Origin of the sequence: Yoonia sp. (genome assembly GCF_046498525.1) — a bacterium.
Lineage (GTDB): Bacteria > Pseudomonadota > Alphaproteobacteria > Rhodobacterales > Rhodobacteraceae > Yoonia.
The window spans coordinates 1-18729 of record NZ_JAWOAN010000270.1; the positions used below are offsets into that span (position 1 = coordinate 1).

At 56.3% G+C, this 18729-nt stretch carries 21 protein-coding genes; 3 read left to right on the forward strand and 18 right to left on the reverse strand.

The window, feature by feature from the left end:
* The 4 genes from rapZ to R6T97_RS15970 form a co-directional block, all read right to left on the reverse strand.
* The coding region (rapZ, locus tag R6T97_RS15955) for an RNase adapter RapZ (RefSeq protein ID WP_410350272.1) at positions 1 to 860 on the reverse strand (860 nt) is incomplete at its 3' end.
* Positions 857 to 1282, reverse strand: a complete 426-nt coding sequence (locus tag R6T97_RS15960) for an HPr kinase/phosphorylase (protein WP_410350273.1) — start codon at positions 1280 to 1282, stop codon at positions 857 to 859. The genes rapZ and R6T97_RS15960, both read right to left, overlap by 4 nt.
* 11 nt (positions 1283 to 1293) lie before the next feature.
* Positions 1294 to 3030 carry a sensor N-terminal transmembrane domain-containing protein gene (locus tag R6T97_RS15965; protein WP_410350274.1) on the reverse strand — a complete coding sequence of 579 codons (1737 nt, stop codon included), beginning with the start codon at positions 3028 to 3030 and terminating at the stop codon, positions 1294 to 1296.
* A gap of 3 nt (positions 3031 to 3033) precedes the next feature.
* On the reverse strand, positions 3034 to 3735 hold the full coding sequence (locus R6T97_RS15970) for a response regulator transcription factor (protein ID WP_008232971.1): 702 nt from the start codon (positions 3733 to 3735) through the stop codon (positions 3034 to 3036).
* Between the two features lie 301 nt (positions 3736 to 4036).
* On the opposite strand from R6T97_RS15970, the gene R6T97_RS15975 reads away from it, so the two are divergent.
* Positions 4037 to 5635, forward strand: coding sequence for a phosphoenolpyruvate carboxykinase (locus R6T97_RS15975; RefSeq protein WP_410350275.1), 1599 nt, complete (start codon positions 4037 to 4039; stop codon positions 5633 to 5635).
* A 63-nt stretch (positions 5636 to 5698) separates the two neighbouring features.
* Here R6T97_RS15975 and R6T97_RS15980 read toward each other — a convergent pair whose 3' ends face one another.
* Positions 5699 to 6469 carry a sulfite exporter TauE/SafE family protein gene (locus R6T97_RS15980; protein WP_410350276.1) on the reverse strand — a complete coding sequence of 257 codons (771 nt, stop codon included), beginning with the start codon at positions 6467 to 6469 and terminating at the stop codon, positions 5699 to 5701.
* 147 nt (positions 6470 to 6616) lie between these two features.
* On the opposite strand from R6T97_RS15980, the gene R6T97_RS15985 reads away from it, so the two are divergent.
* A complete protein-coding gene (locus R6T97_RS15985; RefSeq protein WP_410350277.1) occupies positions 6617 to 8302 on the forward strand; it encodes an acyl-CoA dehydrogenase family protein in 1686 nt (561 codons plus the stop codon).
* A 90-nt stretch (positions 8303 to 8392) separates the two neighbouring features.
* On the opposite strand, the gene recO is transcribed toward R6T97_RS15985, so the two are convergent.
* The 13 genes from recO to folK all read right to left on the reverse strand — a co-directional run bounded on the left by recO (position 8393) and on the right by folK (position 17871).
* Positions 8393 to 9127 carry a DNA repair protein RecO gene (recO, locus tag R6T97_RS15990; protein WP_410350278.1) on the reverse strand — a complete coding sequence of 245 codons (735 nt, stop codon included), beginning with the start codon at positions 9125 to 9127 and terminating at the stop codon, positions 8393 to 8395.
* A 98-nt stretch (positions 9128 to 9225) separates the two neighbouring features.
* On the reverse strand, positions 9226 to 9552 hold the full coding sequence (locus tag R6T97_RS15995) for a DUF1491 family protein (protein ID WP_410350279.1): 327 nt from the start codon (positions 9550 to 9552) through the stop codon (positions 9226 to 9228).
* The gene (gene era, locus R6T97_RS16000) at positions 9549 to 10466 is read right to left on the reverse strand and encodes a GTPase Era (protein WP_410350280.1); all 918 of its coding nucleotides are present in this window, start codon (positions 10464 to 10466) and stop codon (positions 9549 to 9551) included. The genes R6T97_RS15995 and era overlap by 4 nt, the downstream gene beginning before the upstream one ends.
* Positions 10463 to 11143: a ribonuclease III gene (gene rnc, locus R6T97_RS16005; RefSeq protein ID WP_410350281.1), complete on the reverse strand. Its 681-nt coding sequence runs from the start codon at positions 11141 to 11143 to the stop codon at positions 10463 to 10465. The genes era and rnc overlap by 4 nt, the downstream gene beginning before the upstream one ends.
* Complete coding sequence (gene lepB, locus R6T97_RS16010) at positions 11140 to 11976, reverse strand: signal peptidase I (protein WP_410350282.1); 837 nt, start codon at positions 11974 to 11976, stop codon at positions 11140 to 11142. The genes rnc and lepB overlap by 4 nt, the downstream gene beginning before the upstream one ends.
* A gap of 52 nt (positions 11977 to 12028) precedes the next feature.
* The gene (gene acpS / locus R6T97_RS16015; RefSeq protein ID WP_410350283.1) at positions 12029 to 12430 is read right to left on the reverse strand and encodes a holo-ACP synthase; all 402 of its coding nucleotides are present in this window, start codon (positions 12428 to 12430) and stop codon (positions 12029 to 12031) included.
* Positions 12427 to 12741 carry a Dabb family protein gene (locus R6T97_RS16020; RefSeq protein ID WP_410350284.1) on the reverse strand — a complete coding sequence of 105 codons (315 nt, stop codon included), beginning with the start codon at positions 12739 to 12741 and terminating at the stop codon, positions 12427 to 12429. The genes acpS and R6T97_RS16020 overlap by 4 nt, the downstream gene beginning before the upstream one ends.
* A complete protein-coding gene (locus R6T97_RS16025; RefSeq protein ID WP_410350285.1) occupies positions 12741 to 13223 on the reverse strand; it encodes a deaminase in 483 nt (160 codons plus the stop codon). Before R6T97_RS16025 ends, R6T97_RS16020 begins: the two co-directional genes overlap by 1 nt.
* Positions 13220 to 13963, reverse strand: coding sequence for a pyridoxine 5'-phosphate synthase (locus R6T97_RS16030; protein WP_410350286.1), 744 nt, complete (start codon positions 13961 to 13963; stop codon positions 13220 to 13222). Before R6T97_RS16030 ends, R6T97_RS16025 begins: the two co-directional genes overlap by 4 nt.
* Positions 13964 to 13990: 27 nt before the next feature.
* Positions 13991 to 14632 carry a DUF2062 domain-containing protein gene (locus R6T97_RS16035; RefSeq protein WP_410350287.1) on the reverse strand — a complete coding sequence of 214 codons (642 nt, stop codon included), beginning with the start codon at positions 14630 to 14632 and terminating at the stop codon, positions 13991 to 13993.
* A gap of 6 nt (positions 14633 to 14638) precedes the next feature.
* Positions 14639 to 16789: a RelA/SpoT family protein gene (locus R6T97_RS16040; RefSeq protein ID WP_410350288.1), complete on the reverse strand. Its 2151-nt coding sequence runs from the start codon at positions 16787 to 16789 to the stop codon at positions 14639 to 14641.
* A 40-nt stretch (positions 16790 to 16829) separates the two neighbouring features.
* Positions 16830 to 17183 (reverse strand): DNA-directed RNA polymerase subunit omega, encoded by a 354-nt coding sequence (gene rpoZ / locus R6T97_RS16045; protein WP_373410780.1) that lies wholly within the window; start codon positions 17181 to 17183, stop codon positions 16830 to 16832.
* Between the two features lie 100 nt (positions 17184 to 17283).
* Entirely contained in the window at positions 17284 to 17871 is a 588-nt protein-coding gene (gene folK / locus R6T97_RS16050; RefSeq protein WP_410350289.1) for a 2-amino-4-hydroxy-6-hydroxymethyldihydropteridine diphosphokinase, read from the reverse strand.
* Between the two features lie 113 nt (positions 17872 to 17984).
* Between folK and R6T97_RS16055 the strand changes: the two genes are divergently transcribed.
* Positions 17985 to 18560 carry an NYN domain-containing protein gene (locus tag R6T97_RS16055; protein WP_410350290.1) on the forward strand — a complete coding sequence of 192 codons (576 nt, stop codon included), beginning with the start codon at positions 17985 to 17987 and terminating at the stop codon, positions 18558 to 18560.
* Positions 18561 to 18729 lie beyond the last annotated feature (169 nt).

Sequence of the window (18729 nt, forward strand, 5' to 3'; positions counted from 1 at the left end):
GCGTTCTTCAATCTGATCACCAAAGACACCTGTAGTATCGCCAATCGTTCTGTCATTCCCCCGGAACGATGTTTCCCGCCGGTACAGCCAAAGCCGATCGAAAGATGGGCCTTTCCCTCATCACGATGCGCAGGCAGCAGCAGATCGATCAGCCCCTTTACCTGCTTGAAAAATGCAGGAAACCGCGGGTCAGCAAAGACATAGGCCGCCACAGCAGGATCGCGTCCATCCAACTGTCGGAGGTGTTCTTCCCAGTGGGGGTTTTGCAAGAAGCGGCAATCCATCACGATATCCATACCGCGCGGAAGTCCGCGTTTGTAGGAAAAAGAATGCAGGGTGACGCCAAGCTTGCGTCCTTCCCCGGTTCCGAACCACTGTTCCACTTCTGCTTTGGCATCATGCGGCGACATGCCCGTCGTATCAATCAGCACATCTGCACGGGCCCGGATGGGGATCAGCAATTCACGTTCGGCCGCGATGCCCTGCAAGGGGGAACCGGCAGGCGCAAGCGGATGCCTGCGGCGCGTCTCCGAATATCGACGCACAAGCTCTTCTTCCGCGGCATCCATATAAAGCACCTGCGCCGTCAGCTGCCCCTTACCGGCCAGTCGGTCAATCGCATCAATCAAGGCCGCCGTGCTGAAATCACGATTGCGCACATCTACCCCCAACGCCAATGGTCGCGTGGGCGGAGGCCCGTCAAGCAAACGCGGCAGCAGGGACAATGGTAAATTGTCGATGACCTCGTACCCCAGATCTTCAAGCGCATTGATCGCGGTTGAGCGACCTGCACCCGACGGACCTGTCACCAGCACCACAGCGGCGGCTGCTTTCATCGGGTCCGGACCTGACTCGGTCATCTATCGCTCCAACCAGCTTTGAGGATCTGCATAATTCCAGATGCAAAGTGTGGCGCATCAACGCGATAGATCAAGGGCAGATTGCAATCGAGAAGACTTAAATAGCGGCGCTGCGGCAGTCGCTCTGTTTCACGTTGGTCCATATCCACGGCCAAGACCACCTGTGCATCGGGTACATGCTCTGCTTTCAGTATGCCAAGGCCCCTTGCTTCGATCAGACCCGCGATCTTGCCAGGACAGCGCGCGTAAACGGCCTCTTCGCGTAATTGCAAGCTGACGCGATCATCCGCAACCAAGGTGCAGCCAAATGCCATCAGTGTCAGAGCCAAACCGGACTTTCCCACGCCAGACGCACCGATGATGAGGACTGCGCGATCATCCCACGCCACGCAGGTTGCGTGCAGGCTATCGGCTGTGCTCATGAGACATTGTCCTAGATCGGCAAACCGACCACAAAGCGGGCGCCAAGCGGTTCGGAGGTGGGGTCAGCATCCGTGGGGCGAATATTTTCGGCCCAGATCGCACCTGCATGTGCCTCGACAATCTGTTTTGAAATTGCCAGCCCAAGACCTGAGTTGTTGCCGAACTGCCCTTCGGGACGCTCTGAATAGAAACGTTGGAAAATCTTGGTCAATGCATCGTCCGGGATGCCGGGGCCTGTATCTTCGACGACGATCAGCACTCTGTTCTGACGGGTACGTGCCCAAATACGAATAGCATCACCCTTTTCACAGAATGAAATCGCATTCGTGATCAGGTTCACAAACACCTGTGCCATGCGACCTTCGAGACCTTCGACGATTATTTTGCCTTCCGGCAGGTCCGCGACAAAATCAACACCGCGCAGCTTTGCATCCTTGCCCAAAAACTCTGCGATGTTACCAAGCATCTTGATCAGATCAAAGGATTCCTCCTCCTCCTTGACCAGCTCACTATCAAGACGCGACGCGTTCGAGATATCGCTGACCAATCGGTCAAGACGCTTCACATCATGCTCGATTACCTCAAGCAAGCGCTCGCGCTGATCGTCGCGTTTTGCAACGCGCATCGTGCCAACCGCAGAACGAAGTGACGCCAATGGGTTCTTGATTTCATGGGCTACGTCTGCGGCGAATTGTTCATTGCCTTCAATGCGTTCGTAAAGCGCCGATACCATGCTGCGCAAGGCTGCGGACAGACGGCCAATTTCGTCAGGGCGACCACTGAGATCAGGGATACGGACACGGCCAGGCGACATCTTGCGCGCGTTCTTTTCCTGGCTCGCTTCAGCAGCTGTCGCAAGCTGTGCCAGAGGGTTGGCAATTGTAGAGGCAAGCACAAGACTAAGGCCGACACTGACCAGCACACCGACAAAGAAAAGCCGCAGAAACTGCTCGCGTTCACGGCTGACAAGGCCGTCGACCTCACCCGCTGCCGTGGTGACCGCAATAACACCCACCGCCACGCCATTACGCAGGATCGGCGTCGTTACGACAAAGCTGTTTGCACCATTAATTTTCGACGCTTCCAACTGGGTCCCGTTCGCAATTGCTTCGCGGATGGTTTCTTGGGTCAGCTGAACAAGTGCCTGCTCTTCGCTGACCTGACCTTCGCCAACCGCGCCGAGACTGACCACCCCATCCCAGATCGAAATCAGGAAATCCAAGATGAACGTGCCGCCGGTCTGCTTTTCGAGCTCTGCGATCTCTTCGGGATCAAGGCTGCCACTTGCCCGCGCAACAAGGGTAGTATCGGGCGCAAAAACCGAAACCTCGACTCCGCCGCGCAGGTTGAGCCCTTCCAGCGTCGCTATCGGGTTGATGCCATCGGCGGTCACCAGATTGACCGGGGCCACCGTTGGCAGTTGCGCTTCAAAGACATCGGCGATCAACTGTGCCTCATTGATAAGGCCGTTCGCACGCTGAAACGCCAGACTATCACGTGACGGGCTAAGGTAGAGCACGCCCGAAATCAGCAAAATCAAAGCGATCAGGTTGAACGTGATAATCTTGCGGGCAATCGGTGAGCGGCGCAGCGCAAAAAGACGACCACCGGGAATTTCGTCAACCTCAATGTCTTCGGTGACAAGATCAGGATCAACCCAATCGGCACCCAAAACAAGATCCGGCGTGCGCGCAGCGGCGCGCACGGACCTGAGATCGCGTACGTCAATCTTCGGCGCTGCCGTCATGACTTACTCTTCGTTGTAGCGGTACCCGATGCCATACAGGGTCTCGATCGCAGAGAACTCGTTATCCGTGTTGCGCATCTTCTTACGCAGCCGTTTGATGTGGCTGTCGATCGTACGATCGTCCACGTAGACTTGGTCATCATAGGCAACATCCATCAGCTGATCGCGGCTTTTGACAAAGCCGGGTCGCTGGGCAAGCGCCTGCAACAACAAAAATTCCGTTACCGTAAGGGATACGTCTTTCCCTTTCCACTTAACTGCATGACGCAGCGGGTCCATCACCAACTCACCGCGGACCATGACTTTGGTGTCCTCGGTTTCCTCGATCTCTTCCCCGGCGATCGCATCTTGCCTGCGCAAGAGCGCCCGGATTCGTTCAACAAGTAAACGCTGAGAAAATGGCTTTTTTACGTAATCGTCCGCGCCCATCCGCAAACCAAGGACTTCGTCGATCTCATCGTCCTTGGATGTCAGGAAAATAACGGGCATCGATGTCTTTTGCCGCAATCTCTGCAACAAATCCATTCCGTCCATCCGTGGCATTTTGATGTCCAAAACGGCCATATCAGGCATACGCTTGTTGAAAGCCTCAAGCGCAGAGAGGCCGTCATTATAAGTCTCGACCTCAAAACCTTCTGCCTCGAGGGTCATGGAAACAGACGTGAGGATGTTCCTGTCATCATCTACAAGTGCAATTCTCGACATGGTGGAACCCCTTCGTTGGAAATGCTGGGCGCTCTTTGTGACGCTACCGAAGACTTTTCACCGTTTTACATAGGCGAATCAACAGTTAACTCAGTGTTCAGCGCCGATTTGCCTTATTTGCGTTAATTTTGCCGAATTCCCGCAGGATGCGCTATACTGTCTTGGCGGCACCGCGCTTTGGTTGCGCTAACATCAAAATGGTTGCGCTAACGAAGTGAAACTAGGGTATCGGCCTTTGAAAACTTGGTGCTATGAGAGGTAATCGCTGGCCGCATCGGCCATGTCAATAAGGAGCGAACCCATGGACCAAAGTAAGGTCAACCCGTCGATGAAACTTGAAGATCAAGGCATCACAGGGCTGGGTTACGTCTATTACAACCGCTCTGAAGCTGAATTGCATGACGCCGCAATCGCCGCCGGCGAAGGCGTGACCGGTAAAGGCGGCACGTTGCTTGTTACGACAGGCAAGCACACAGGCCGTTCGCCGAAAGACAAATTCGTCGTCAAGACGGAAGGTGTCAAAGATACGATCTGGTGGGAAAACAACCCGCCGATGGATCCGGCCAAGTTCGACGTACTCTACGCCGATATGCTGGAGCACATGAAAGGCGGCACCTACAACGTGCAAGACCTCTATGGTGGCGCAGACCCCGAACACCGTCTGGACGTACGCGTCGTTACTGAACTCGCATGGCATGGGCTGTTCATCCGGCACTTGCTGCGCCGCCCGGACGCGTCCGAACTGGAAACATTCGTACCAGACTTCACCATCATCAACTGCCCGACATTTCAGGCCGATCCTGAAAAGCACGGCTGCCGGTCCGAGACTGTGATCGTGCTGAACTTTGAAAAGAAGTTGATCCTGATCGGCGGTACGGAATACGCGGGCGAAAATAAGAAGTCCGTCTTCACGCTTCTCAATTATATCCTGCCCGAAAAAGGCATCATGCCGATGCACTGCTCGGCCAACCATGCACCTGGAAATCCTGTTGATACAGCCGTGTTCTTTGGCCTCTCCGGTACTGGCAAGACGACACTTTCCGCCGATCCGACCCGTGTTCTGATCGGTGACGACGAACATGGCTGGTCGGACCGCGGCACCTTCAACTTCGAAGGCGGCTGCTATGCCAAGACCATCGGTCTTGATCCCGAAGCAGAACCCGAGATCTACGCGACATGCTCTATGCCGCACACGGTTATCGAGAACATGGTATTCAATCCCGAAACGCTGGAGCTGGATTTCGAAGACGACAGCCTGACCGCAAACATGCGCTGCGCTTATCCGCTGAACTATATCTCCAACGCATCAAAGACAGCATTGGGCGGGCACCCCAAGAACATCATCATGCTGACCTGTGATGCTTTTGGTGTTCTGCCCCCCATCGCACGGCTTACACCGGCACAGGCGATGTACCACTTCCTCTCCGGCTTCACCTCCAAGGTCGCCGGCACAGAACGCGGCGTGACAGAGCCTGAACCGACTTTCAGCACATGCTTTGGCGCCCCGTTCATGCCGCGCAGGCCGGAAGTCTATGGCAACCTGCTGCGCAACAAGATCGCAAGCCACGGCGCGACCTGCTGGCTGGTGAACACCGGCTGGACCGGCGGTGCCTACGGCACTGGATCGCGGATGCCGATCAGGGCCACCCGCGCCCTGCTCTCTGCTGCATTGGATGGCACATTGATCGAAAGCACCTTCCGCAAGGATGTGCACTTCGGATTTGAAGTTCCGGTTTCTGTCGATGGCGTCGATGATGGTCTTTTGGACCCGCGCGATACTTGGGCAGACAAGGCAGGCTATGACGCACAGGCCGAAAAGCTGGTGACGATGTTCAGTGACAACTTTGAAAAATACGTCCCTTTCATCGACGATGACGTCAAAGCCGCAGCAATCGGATAGTATGACGTAAGGTGGGTTAAAGACCCACCTTACCCTTGCCTGCGGACGCCGTGCACGGCTGGGCTAGCCCATGACACCGCGCCGGATCAGGTTTGCCCCGGCGATGATAAGAATCCAAAGTGTCACCCGCCGAAAGCGATCCTGATCGAACCGGTCACCCAGCCGGAACCCCATCCACATACCAATGAGGGCTGGCAGAACAAGTGCTGCGGAAAAGCTCCATGTCTGCGCATTCAATATTCCGGACTGCAGATGCCCCAATAGGAGCATCACTGACCCAAGCCCATATATCACGCCCTGAACGGACATTTGCCTGTCCCGCGGTGTATTAAGCGCGATGAGGTACAGCACAGTCGGTGGACCCCACGTTCCGGCCAAACCACCCAGAATCCCTGCCAGTCCGCCCGCGACCCATTCGAAGGGTCGCCGCCACTGTGGCGTGATCCGTGGGCGCCAGCCGACCAGTTGAATCAAACTGAGGCCGACAACAGGCACACCCAGAACGATAAACATGGTATCGCTCGGAATACTGCGCACAAATTGCGCCGAAACCAATATCATCACACAAACCACCAGCACGTAGCGCCAGTGCTCTTTAAATGCAGTCTTGGCATGACCCACGCCCGATCGCGCCACTTGCAGACCGTTGCTGATCACAATCGGGATGATGATACCTGCCACGACCAGTTCGGGCGGGATCAGGATACCCATGCCCGAAATCATGATCAGCGGCATGGCAAACCCGACGGTACCTTTGACAAAACCACCCAGCACTGTCACCGCAAAGGCAAAGGCAAAAATGGCAGGCGTGATCAAAGGCAAGAACTCGGGCATAACGTCTCTTACGGTATTGGGTGGCACATTCCAGCGCGAAATTTGGTGCGACACTTTTGTGCGTCCAGAGATATCTGCGTGAATAATTATTGCGCTGCAACTGCAAAGTGATTATCTCTGCACCTGCAAATTGATAGGAGTCGCAAAATGGCGCATGATGGTCAGGATATGACGTTAAATCAAAACCCGGTTCTGGCAGACCTGCTGTCGCTTACCGCATCTGCGATTCCTGCTGTCGATGATGTCTTGAACCGCGCAAAAGAAGCTGTGCGCGCGACCGTTGAAGACGGCGGTCGCATTTCCGGCAAGCTGATCGAAGAAAACCAGACAGCGTCCCACGGGCTTGCCTGGTTGGCAACATACGTACAATCACTGCGACAAATGCAGAACTGGGCCGAACGCCTGCAAGCGGACGGCAAGTTTGGCGAAGTGGAGCAGTTGATCCACCAGATCGCCTTTGGAGAATACCTCTGGCAAATTTACGGCGGCATCCCGATGAGCCAAGGCGAAATTCTGCGCTTGCAGGACATTGGCCTGTCTCAAGACGACATGCGCGCGCTGATGCAGCCCGCCGTGATGACCCTGACCCAATCTGGCAACACGCAAGCTGCGCGCACGCGGCTGGTCGTCCTGATGCAAGAGCAATCCGCGAATATTACCGTTGGTGCCTCTGGCCTTGACGACGAGCTTGAGATGATCCGCGAACAGTTCCGCCGCTTCAGCATCGAGCGGGTCGAACCGGATGCCCACGAATGGCATCTCAAGGACGAACTCATCCCGCTCGAGATCATCGACGAAATGGCAGAGCTGGGTGTTTTCGGCCTGACTATCCCCGAAGAATATGGGGGTTTTGGCCTGTCCAAGACCTCGATGTGTGTCGTATCGGAAGAGCTGTCGCGCGGTTATATCGGCGTCGGTTCACTCGGCACACGGACCGAAATTGCAGCCGAACTCATCCTGTGCGGCGGCACAGAGGAGCAAAAGCAGAAATGGCTCCCTGGTCTGGCATCCGCTGAAATCCTCCCAACGGCGGTGTTTACCGAACCGAACACCGGCTCGGACCTTGGCAGCCTGCGCACACGGGCGGTCAAGAAAGGGGACGACTGGGAAGTCACGGGGAACAAAACCTGGATCACCCACGCAACACGCACGCACGTAATGACGATGCTGGCCCGAACCGAGCCGGAAACAACCGATTATCGCGGGTTGTCTATGTTCCTTGCCGAAAAGATACCCGGTACCGACGAAAACCCATTTCCCACCCCCGGCATGACCGGCGGCGAGATCGAGGTGCTTGGCTATCGCGGGATGAAGGAATACGAACTGGCGTTTGATGGTTTTGCAATCAAGGGCGAGAACCTTTTGGGTGGCGAGACCGGCAAGGGTTTCAAGCAGCTCATGCAGACGTTTGAGAGTGCGCGCATTCAAACTGCCGCCCGCGCGGTCGGTGTTGCCCAGTCAGCACTGGACGTAGGCATGCAATATGCCCAGGACCGCAAGCAGTTCGGCAAGTCACTCATCAATTTCCCGCGCGTTTCTGGCAAGCTGGCCATGATGGCGGTCGAGATCATGATTGCCCGCCAACTAACCTATTTCAGCGCGCATGAAAAAGACAACGACCGCCGCTGCGATCTTGAGGCCGGAATGGCGAAACTGCTAGGTGCGCGCATCGCTTGGGCATGTGCGGATAACGCGCTGCAAATCCATGGCGGCAACGGTTTTGCCTTGGAATACAAAGTCAGCCGCATTCTGTGTGATGCACGTATTCTGAACATCTTTGAAGGTGCTGCCGAAATTCAGGCTCAGGTCATTGCACGGCGTTTGCTTGACTAGGTTGCTTTTGCGCTGCCCGGCGTTAATCGACTAGGGCAGCGCCAAAAGGAGCCGTCGCATCCGCGGCGCATTTCATAAAAAAAAGCTTGTTTAGGAAGGGTCGGCGCGCACTATCGCTTCAATCAGCCGCGCACGCGCTGCCGGCAGGGGGCGGTCACCGAGGCCTTTGACCAAACGATGCTCTATGAAATAGCCCGTGGTCCCCAACGCCCGCGCAATTTCAACATTCGATGCGTCACCCTTGCCGGCAAGAACCTCTGGCAAGGGAAGCATCCGGTCGGCCCATTCGCCCGCCGCGTCACGGCTGACGGCCCGCCCTGATCTGGGTGAGACGTAAATCAAATCTTCATTCACTCCGCGCACGGCACAGGCCGAAAGGTCCAGCCCGAAACCCATTTCTTCCAACAAGGCCTGCTCCCAACGCAGATAGGCGAGCGGCCAGACATCTGATTGCCCCAGCAAATCAAGCAGTGCGATAGTACGCTGATAAAGCGGTGCATGTGCCTCGCGTTCGGGCAATACCATCGCCAGCAAACTGCAAACGGCATTCAATCCCGCCAAGGCGAGGCGATCCCCCATGGCGGTCGCGGCGCGACTGCGGACCGGTTCGACCGTGAAACTGCCCAAGTGACTTTCCAGCCGTGCCTTCCATGTGACGAAGAGTTGTGCGCCTGGTTGCAGGACCGGCGCCAACTTGCGGCTGGTACCACCCCGGACTACGCCTGCATGTCGGCCGTAGGCCGCGCTGAACACGTCGATGATCACCGAGGTTTCGCCAAAGGGACGGGCCGCAAGCAAGGCCGCTTCCGAACGCCACTCAATCATCTTGGACAGCCCTCAACATAAGCCATATAACAGACCGGATGCGTTGCACTTGCAAGCTGTCGTTGGTCGACTGGGGGCAGATGCCTCCGACATAAAAGTCAATCAAGCCCCGGTTCGTCCAAGAGATGACGACCCGCTTTGTCCTCGACCTCGATCACCCACAGATCAGGATCGAAACTGCGTTGTTTCACGATTGAGGCATCGACCTCCGTCTCGTCACCTTCGACCAGAACCATCCACTTGCGCTCACCTGTCATCAAATCAAAGCTGCGCTGATAACACCGGGCCTGTCCGTCCAGCGTGTTGAGTTTGATAAGGACCGCACCTGCCGTGTTATCGCCCCGTTTCACGACAAATGCGGGTATTTCAAGAAGCCTCAACCGCGTCAGATAGGCCGAAACCCAGATGTCTGCTGTCAGCCTCAAACGTTGCCATCTTTGAAATCAAGGCCCATTTCAGAATAGCGCTCTGATTCCTCCAGCCAGTTTGGCCGGACTTTGACCTTTACGAACAGGTGCACGCGGCGGCCGAGGAACTCTTCCAATTCGAGCCGCGATGCCTGGCTGATCGCTTTGACCGTTTCGCCCCCCTTGCCCAGCACAATCCCCTTGTGACCATCGCGGGCCACATAGATCAACTGGTCAATTCGGGCAGAACCATCGGGGCGTTCTTCCCAGTTCTCGGTTTCTACCGTCAATTCATACGGCAGTTCCTGATGCAGGCGCAGCGTCAGCTTTTCGCGCGTCATCTCTGCGGCTATCATCCGCATCGGCAGATCGGCTATCTGGTCTTCAGGATACAGAAACGGACCTTCAGGCACTTGCGTTATGAGCCAATCACGCAAGGTATCACAGCCATGACCGCGCTCTGCGGAAATCATGAATGTCTCGGCGAAGGGGAAGGCGTCGTTCATCTGTTTGGTCAGGGCCAACAACACCTCGGACTTCACCTTGTCGATCTTGTTGATTGCCAACGCGACGGGTGACTTTCCTGCCCTTTCTGACAGCGTCTCAAGGATTGCTTTTACACCATCTGAAACGCCGCGATGCGCTTCGATCATCAGCACCACAACATCCGCGTCAGCCGCCCCGCCCCAGGCGGCTGCAACCATTGCACGGTCAAGCCTGCGGCGCGGCTTGAAAAGCCCTGGCGTATCGACAAAGATCAACTGCGCATTCTCTGCCATCGCAACGCCACGAATACGCGCACGCGTGGTCTGCACCTTATGGGTGACGATCGACACTTTCGCGCCAACCATCCGGTTCAAGAGCGTTGATTTGCCAGCGTTGGGTTCACCGATCAGGGCAACAAAACCGGCTTTAGTGGGGGCGTCAGTCATGTGTCGACTTTCTGTAAAAGAGCAGTTGCCGCAGCCTGTTCAGCGTGGCGCTTGGACCCGGCTGTCGCTTGCTCGGAGAGGCCGGACGCCAAACGTACCTCAATGGTAAACTGGGGTTGGTGGTCCGGTCCAGTGCGCGACACCTCGATATATTGCGGCGGCACCTCGCCGCGTGCTTGCGCCCATTCCTGCAGCGCGGTTTTGGCGTCACGTGCATCGGCGGCGACGTTATGGATGCGATCACCCCACAGGCGCAGGATCGCGTCGCGCGCAGCATCAAATCCGCCGTCTTGAAAGATTGCGGCAATCACCGCCTCCATGGCGTCGGCCAAAAGTGCCTCTTTGCGGCGCCCGCCCGATTTCATCTCGGACCGACCCAGCTTAAGGACCTCTCCGAGGTCAATCTGGCGTGCCACGTCGGCACAGGCTTCACGACGGACCAGCGCGTTGTAGCGCGGTGCGAGCAGGCCTTCTGGAGCTGACGGATCAGCATTCAGCAAAGCCTCTGCCATCACCAGCCCCAAGACCCGATCACCCAGAAATTCCAACCTCTGGTTGTCATCGCGATGAGGACTTACAATCGAAGAGTGCGTGACCGCGCGGATCAGGATCTCTGGTTTGGCAAAACTATGCCCGAGCCTTTCCGAAAAGGCATTGAGTTCGGCTGAGAGCTTCAATCGAGCGCCTTAAAGAAACGGTCGGAACGCCATGTCCAGAACGCCAGCATGGATCGGCCCCCGGACGAGAATATCACCCGATCTGCCCGACCGACGATATCCTTGCGGTCTACAAATCCGACACCGCGCGCTGCTTGGGAAACGCGGCTATCAGTGGAGTTGTCGCGGTTGTCACCCATGAAAAAGAACTGATCTTCCGGAACCGTAAAAACGCCCGTATTGTCAGTAGGACGCATTGCGATATCCAGAATTGAATGGCTCACGCCATTTGGCAGCGTTTCGATAAACCGGGGCTTTTCACAGACAGCACCAAAACCGACCGCGCCATTGGCGCATTGCGGCCGCAGCCCCAACGGGCCCTGCGGTTCCATGATTTCGGTGAAGGTCCCCGCCTCTTCGATCTGGACAGCTTCATCGTTGATATGCAAAACACCGTCGATCATCTGGATGCGGTCGCCGGGGGTACCGATCAAGCGCTTGATAAAGTCGCGGCCATCGACAGGATGGCGGAAGACCACGATATCCCCGCGTTCGGGATCAGACCCGAAAATACGGTCTTCGCGGTCTTCGATAAAGCCGCAGAAATCATCGGCCCCCAGATCGATACCGACCTGCGGAATACGGATCGACGGGCATGACGCGTAGGAATAACCATAGGCCATCTTGTTCACAAAAAGGAAATCACCGATCAGCAGCGTGTCCTTCATTGATCCTGACGGAATCCAGAACGGCTGAAAGAAGAGAGTGCGAAAGATGCCGGCAATGACCAGTGCCCAGAACACCGTTTTCCCAGTGTCGATCAGCCAGTGGAAAAATCCTGTCTTTTCGGCCATTGCCTATTCCTTGTTGTAGTTTGAGGCTACATGAGGGCGCACGCCTGTGCTGTCAAGCGATGGGACGCGCCTCGATTACGACAAAGGCCTGTGCCCACGGATGATCGTCGGTCAAGGTGACGTGAATGATGGCCTCGTGGCCTTCCGGGGTCATCTGATCAAGGCGATCTTTTGCCCAGCCGGTGACGGCCATCATAGGCTGACCAGTGCCAAGGTTGAATACGGCCATATCTTTCCAGGCAATCCCCATTCGCAGGCCGGTGCCCAGCGCCTTTGAACATGCCTCTTTCGCAGCCCATCTTTTAGCATAGGTCCCTGCAACATCTTTACGGCGTTCCGATTTGCGCTGTTCGATGTCTGTGAACACACGGTTGCGAAACCGATCCCCAAAACGGTCCAGTGTTCCCGCAATGCGGTCTATGTTTGCCAAATCGGTTCCAACGCCAAGGATCATGCGGTCTCTGCCATATCGACAACCCTCAATCCTGTGACGCCACCTTCACAAAGAGCAAGCAGGCGTTTCCCAAGTTCACGATGACCCGGGTCTTGCACGTAGTGCCGCAGCGCGGGTGCGTCCGCGAACTGGCAGACAAAAGCATAATGGCAATCTGTCGAGAGCCCTTCAAAATCCTGATTGGGTCCATGGGTGAAATGCGAAAAGCCCGAAAGGGTATTACGCAGTGCATCAAGCCCCTCCATCACCTTTTGCAATTCTGCAGGATCGTGGTCCGCCCTGAGCGTGCACATGACGATGTGATGTATCATCAGGACCCCTTTGCCACGTAGATATGTGATACACGGTCTTCATCGACGCCGCCTTCCCACGAGAAGCTTCCGTCACAAGCGGCGTGAAAATCCCTGATCGTCAGCCCCGGAAAACGGAAATACGCGTCAGAGATATGTGCTTGTTGGGCAGCAAAAATCACGCGGCCGATATCAGCCCAGCGCATAGTGGACAGGCACATTTCGCACGGCTGGCATGATGCGATCAAAGTTGCGCCCGATAGATCACGGTCACCGGCGGCCTTGGCGGCACGTGCGATTGCCACGACTTCTGCGTGGCGACTGGGATCATCGGTATCGCCTACCTCGTTGCGGGCCGTTGCGATGACTTCGTCATCCAGAACAACGGCGGCGGTGAACACAATATCATGGCCGGCGTCATGAAGCGCACAAGCGCGTTCCACCACGTCCTGCATCGCTGCCTTTTCTACTGGAGTGACAGTGCTTTGTGCCGTCTCGCTCACGCGCGCGCCTCATCCATGAGGCGACGCATTTCAGAAATTGCCGGTGTCAGACCGCGGAAGATTGCTTCACCAATGATGAAGTGCCCGATGTTGAGTTCAATCACCTGCGGCAAGGCGGCAATAGGGGCGACGGTATCATAGGTCAGACCGTGGCCTGCATGCACCTCCAGCCCAAGGCTGTCGGCAAAGGCTGCCATGTCGGTCAGCTTGCGCAATTCTGCGTCGTAGTCGTCAAAGCGACCTTCGGCGTACGCATCGCAATATGCGCCGGTATGAAGTTCGATGACTTCCGCACCGATCCGGTGCGCCGCTTCGATCTGGCGCTGATCGGCGGCAATGAAAATCGACACACGGCATCCCGCCTCGCGCAAGGGCGCGATGTAGTGCGCCAGCGCATTCTCTTCGCGTGCAACCTCAAGCCCGCCTTCTGTCGTCCGCTCTTCACGTTTTTCCGGCACGATGCAGACTGCATGCGGTTTGTGCCGCAACGCAATTGCCTGCATCTCTTGGGTGGCGGCCATTTCGAAATTCAACGGACCCTTGAGCGCTGTGATCAAGGCCTCGATATCGGCATCCGAGATATGGCGGCGATCCTCGCGCAAATGTGCCGTTATGCCGTCGGCACCTGCCTTCTCTGCCATGACTGCTGCACGGACGGGGTCGGGCATGGTGCCCCCCCGCGCGTTGCGCACAGTTGCCACGTGGTCGATGTTCACGCCAAGGCGCAGTTTATTGGTCATATCGGGCATTCCATTGTCGTCGGCGGTCTAGTTGCTGGTTTCATCCGTAGGTGATGTCTTTTTCTTCAACTGGTCAAGCTTTGCCAGCAACGCTTTCTTACGGCGCATCTGGTAGGCGCCGATCACTGGCACTGACAGATAGTAGGCGATCGTCGCTGTCACCACCCCGGGAAGTATCCCGCCCACAAGATAAGGAAAGAACACATCATCGTAAAACACCTCTAATCCCCGCCAGTTGATGCGGTCAGGTGTAAAGGCCGCAACGATATTGTACCAAAGATCATAGCTGGCATCCGCGAATTTCTGGCCCAGATGATCGTTGCGCCCCGGTGGCAGACCCAACATCCACGACCCCAGAGAGATCGACAAGAAACCTATCGGCGGGAAGGTCAGCGGATTACCAAAGAACGTCGCCATGATTGCCGCGAATATGTTTCCGCGCAGCAACCGGGCGATAATCGCGGCAAAGACGAAATGCAGGCCGAAAAGCGGCGTGAAGCAGACAAAAACACCGGCCCAGATACCACGGCTGATCTTTTCCGGCGTATCTGGCAAACGCCGGACGCGGTGCTTGACGTATTCAAATGCACGGGTCCAGCCGCCTCGGGGATAGAAGAAATCCAGCACGATCTGCCAGATCGCACGTCTATCCCTGCGCTTGAAAACCAATTCCCGTCATCCCTCTCTGCGAGATGTTCCCGCGCCCAGTGCGGCAAGCCCGGGATCCTTGTGCCGCGCAATCGTAGACACGTTGCTTTCAGCCTCAAGCGCGGTCTGCACCCTGTGCAAATGTTCGGCGTCCCGCAAATCAACATCGATCAACAACCTGAAATAGTCCGGCTTGCGATCGATAAACTTAAGGTCAGAGATATTGGCATTTTGTTCGCCGATCAATGTGCAAATACGTCCCAGCACGCCAGAATCATTGGCGATTGTCGCGTCGAAGGTGACGGTATTGACCGCTCCATGGGTGCCTTCCTGCCAATGCAGGTCGATCCAGCGTTCAGGTTGATCTTCGTAATCGGCCAGTACTGCGCAATCAATGGCATGTACGACCACGCCATGTCCGCGAAAGGTGATGCCAAGAATACGTTCGCCCGGCACAGGCTGACAGCACGCGCCCCGTTGCTGCACCTGATCCGGTGCCAGTCCGACGACCGCACGACCTTGGTCGATTTCTTCGCCTTGGGTATGTTCCAGTTCAGGATAGATCGCGGTAACCACTTTGCGCGCGGTAATCTCTGCGCTGCCAAGTCGGGACAACAACTCCTCGACGCCGTCAATCGCAAGCGCTTTGGCGGCGGTTCTCAGAGCTTTCTCGGTACTTTTCTTTCCCACATTTTCAAACGCCACACGCGCCAGCTCGCGGCCCAACCTTACAAAACGTTCGCGGTCTTCCTCGCGCAACGAACGGCGAATTGCTGTCTTGGCCCGGCCTGTGACGGCGATATCAATCCATGTGGCCTGCGGCGTTTGCCCTTCGGCTGTGATAACCTCGACCGACTGTCCGTTCTTCAGCCTTGTCCAAAGTGGCACGCGCAGCCCGTCAACCTTGGCACCGACGCAGGCGGACCCGATCCGCGTATGGATCGCGTAGGCAAAGTCGATCGGGGTCGCCCCGCGCGGCAGTTTGATGACGTCACCCTTGGGCGTGAAGCAGAATACCTGATCCTGATACATCTCCAGCTTGACCGCTTCGAGGAATTCGTCGTGATCCTGATCTTCATCCAGACGTTCGGTCAGAGATGAAATCCATTGTACCGGATCAACGGCAAACCGGTTCTCGACCCGCTCACCGTTCTTGTAGGACCAATGCGCCGCAACACCGGTTTCCGCGACTTCATGCATTTCGCGCGTCCGGATCTGGACCTCGACCCGCTTGCCGTCGCGACCGGACACAGTGGTGTGAATCGAGCGATAGCCGTTGGACTTTGGCTGACTGATGTAATCCTTGAACCGGCCCGGTACCGCACGCCAGCGCTGATGAATGGCCCCCAGAACACGGTAACAATCAGCCTCTGTCGCAACGATGACGCGGAAACCGTAGATGTCGGACAAGCGACTGAAGCCCTGATCCTTTTCCTGCATCTTTCGCCAGATCGAGTAAGGCTTTTTGGCACGCCCAAGGACATCGGCCGTAATGTTGGCCTTTTCCAATTCGACACGCATGTCTGCCGTAATCTTCTGGATCACGTCACCGGTTTCCCGTTGCAGCATGATAAAGCGCCGGATGATGGAATTGCGCCCTTCAGGGTTCAGTACACGGAAGGACAGGTCTTCCAATTCCTCGCGCATCCACTGCATACCCATCCGGCCGGCCAGTGGCGCGAAAATGTCCATCGTCTCGCGTGCTTTCTGAGCCTGCTTTTCCGGCCGCATCGACTTGATCGTGCGCATGTTATGCAGGCGGTCGGCCAGTTTGACCAAGGTCACGCGCAAGTCGCGCGATGTCGCCATGAACAGTTTGCGAAAGTTTTCGGCCTGTTTCGTCTGCGAGGACGTCAGCTGGAGGTTCGTCAACTTGGTGACGCCATCCACCAGTTCAGCTATCTCGCGACCAAACCGCTCCTCCACCATAGCGAAGGATGCCTTTGTATCTTCGATCGTGTCATGCAGCAAAGCGGTGACAAGCGTCGCATCATCCATCTGCTGCTGGGCCAGAATAGCGGCTACAGCGGAAGGGTGGGTGAAATACGGCTCTCCGGAGTGACGGAACTGCCCCTCGTGCATTTCAGCACCAAAGACGAACGCATCGCGCAGCAGGGCTTGATTTGAATTCGGGTTATAGGTGCGGACCAGAGCAATCAGATCGTCAGCAGTTGTCATCTGGTCCCGCGCCTATTTTTTTGAGGCCGGAAAAGCGGCCTTAGCGCTGCCCTTGCGCATCCATCAATGCGCGCAGCAATTTTTCTTCCGACATGTCGTCTTCGGCAGGTTTGTCGGTTTCTGCACCCATAAGAAGCGACATGCTGTCTTCTTCAGGTTCATCAACTTCGATCTGCGTCTGGTTGGCTTCGATCATGCGCTCGCGCAGATCAGCGGCCTGTTGTGTCTCTTCTGCGATCTCGCGCAGCGAAACGACAGGATTTTTGTCGTTATCGCGGTTGACCGTGATCGGCGCACCAGCCGAGATTTCACGGGCACGGTGTGCCGCAAGCATCACAAGCTCGAAACGGTTAGGAACTTTATCGACGCAATCTTCTACGGTGACGCGGGCCATTTGGCGTTCTCCGATCAATCAAGAGGGATATTTGAGGCTTTGTACCTAGCCCCTCGCTTCTTGATTGACAAGGGGTCCAAAGGCGGTTTCCCCCAGTTTTTCAAGGCTTGTGCGCATCGCCCAGTCTGACGACTTCAGCCCGTGCGGCACCATCCAAATCAGCACAAAGCTGCGCGATCGAGCGGCCCAGCAAGGGGTGCACCCAATCCGCAGCAACATCAAGCATCGGCACAAGGACGAAGGCACGGTCCTGCAAGCGCGGATGCGGAAGGATGATCTCGTTCGGTGTCATTGTCTGCTGATCCTGCGGTGAAAGGCCCCGCCAAACAGCTTGCGTCTTTGAATCCGGCAAGACGGTATCGCCCAGTGCGATCAAATCCAAATCCAACGTGCGCTGCCCCCATCGCCGGTTGCGTTTCCGCCCCGCAGTGGCCTCGATCTCATGCAATCGGGTCAATAAATCGGGCGCTGACAGTTTTGTGAAAAGAACCATTGCGGCATTCACGAAATCAGGACCAGCGCCTGCGGGAAACGCAGGATTCGCGTACAGAGCACTCAAATCGGCTGGTTTTTCCGATAGTTCACCAACTGCGAACATAGCCTTTTGGACAGTCTGCCGGGAGTCACCCCACAGTGAATCCTCGTTGCTACCAAGGGAAATCAGCGCAAATTGGCTTTGATTGCTCATTAGTGTGGGTTGCCTCTTTGTCCCAAAACATTACGTATGCGGCTTTCCTGCGCAACCTAACAACACGCACTGAATAACAACAGCACAGGATTGGCTTTTGGAAGGACCACCCCATGTTTTATCGGGACGAGCGCTTGGCGCTTTTCATCGATGGCTCAAACTTATATGCCGCAGCGAAATCGCTTGGCTTTGACATCGACTATAAACTCTTGCGACAGGAATTCATGCGTCGCGGGAAAATGCTTCGGGCATTCTATTACACGGCATTGCTTGAAAATGACGAATACTCACCGATCCGCCCACTGGTGGATTGGCTGAACTACAACGGCTTCACGATGGTGACGAAGCCCGCAAAAGAATACACGGACAGCATGGGTCGCCGTAAGGTGAAAGGCAACATGGACATCGAACTGACGGTCGATGCGATGGAATTGGCCCCGTATGTTGATCACGTCGTTCTGTTCTCGGGTGACGGCGATTTTCGGCCACTGGTCGGGTCGCTGCAACGCAAGGGCGTCCGTGTTTCTGTTGTTTCGACGATTCGCAGCCAACCACCAATGATTGCGGACGACCTGCGCCGCCAAGCGGACAATTTCATCGAGCTGGACGAACTGCGCGATGTCGTTGGCAGACCGACCCGCGAGCCGCGCGCGGAAACAGATCGTGAAGAAGTCTCGCAAGAGACATAACCTGCAGACGCATCGGGGCGCATCAACCCGCGCCTCAATGCGTCGCAGCAACTGACGCTGGACCTACCAGTGTCAAAGCCTTACCTCTGGTGTGCAAACCGGAGTTCAAGATGACCAAACCACCTCTCACTCTTTATCTCGCTGCCCCGCGCGGGTTCTGCGCCGGCGT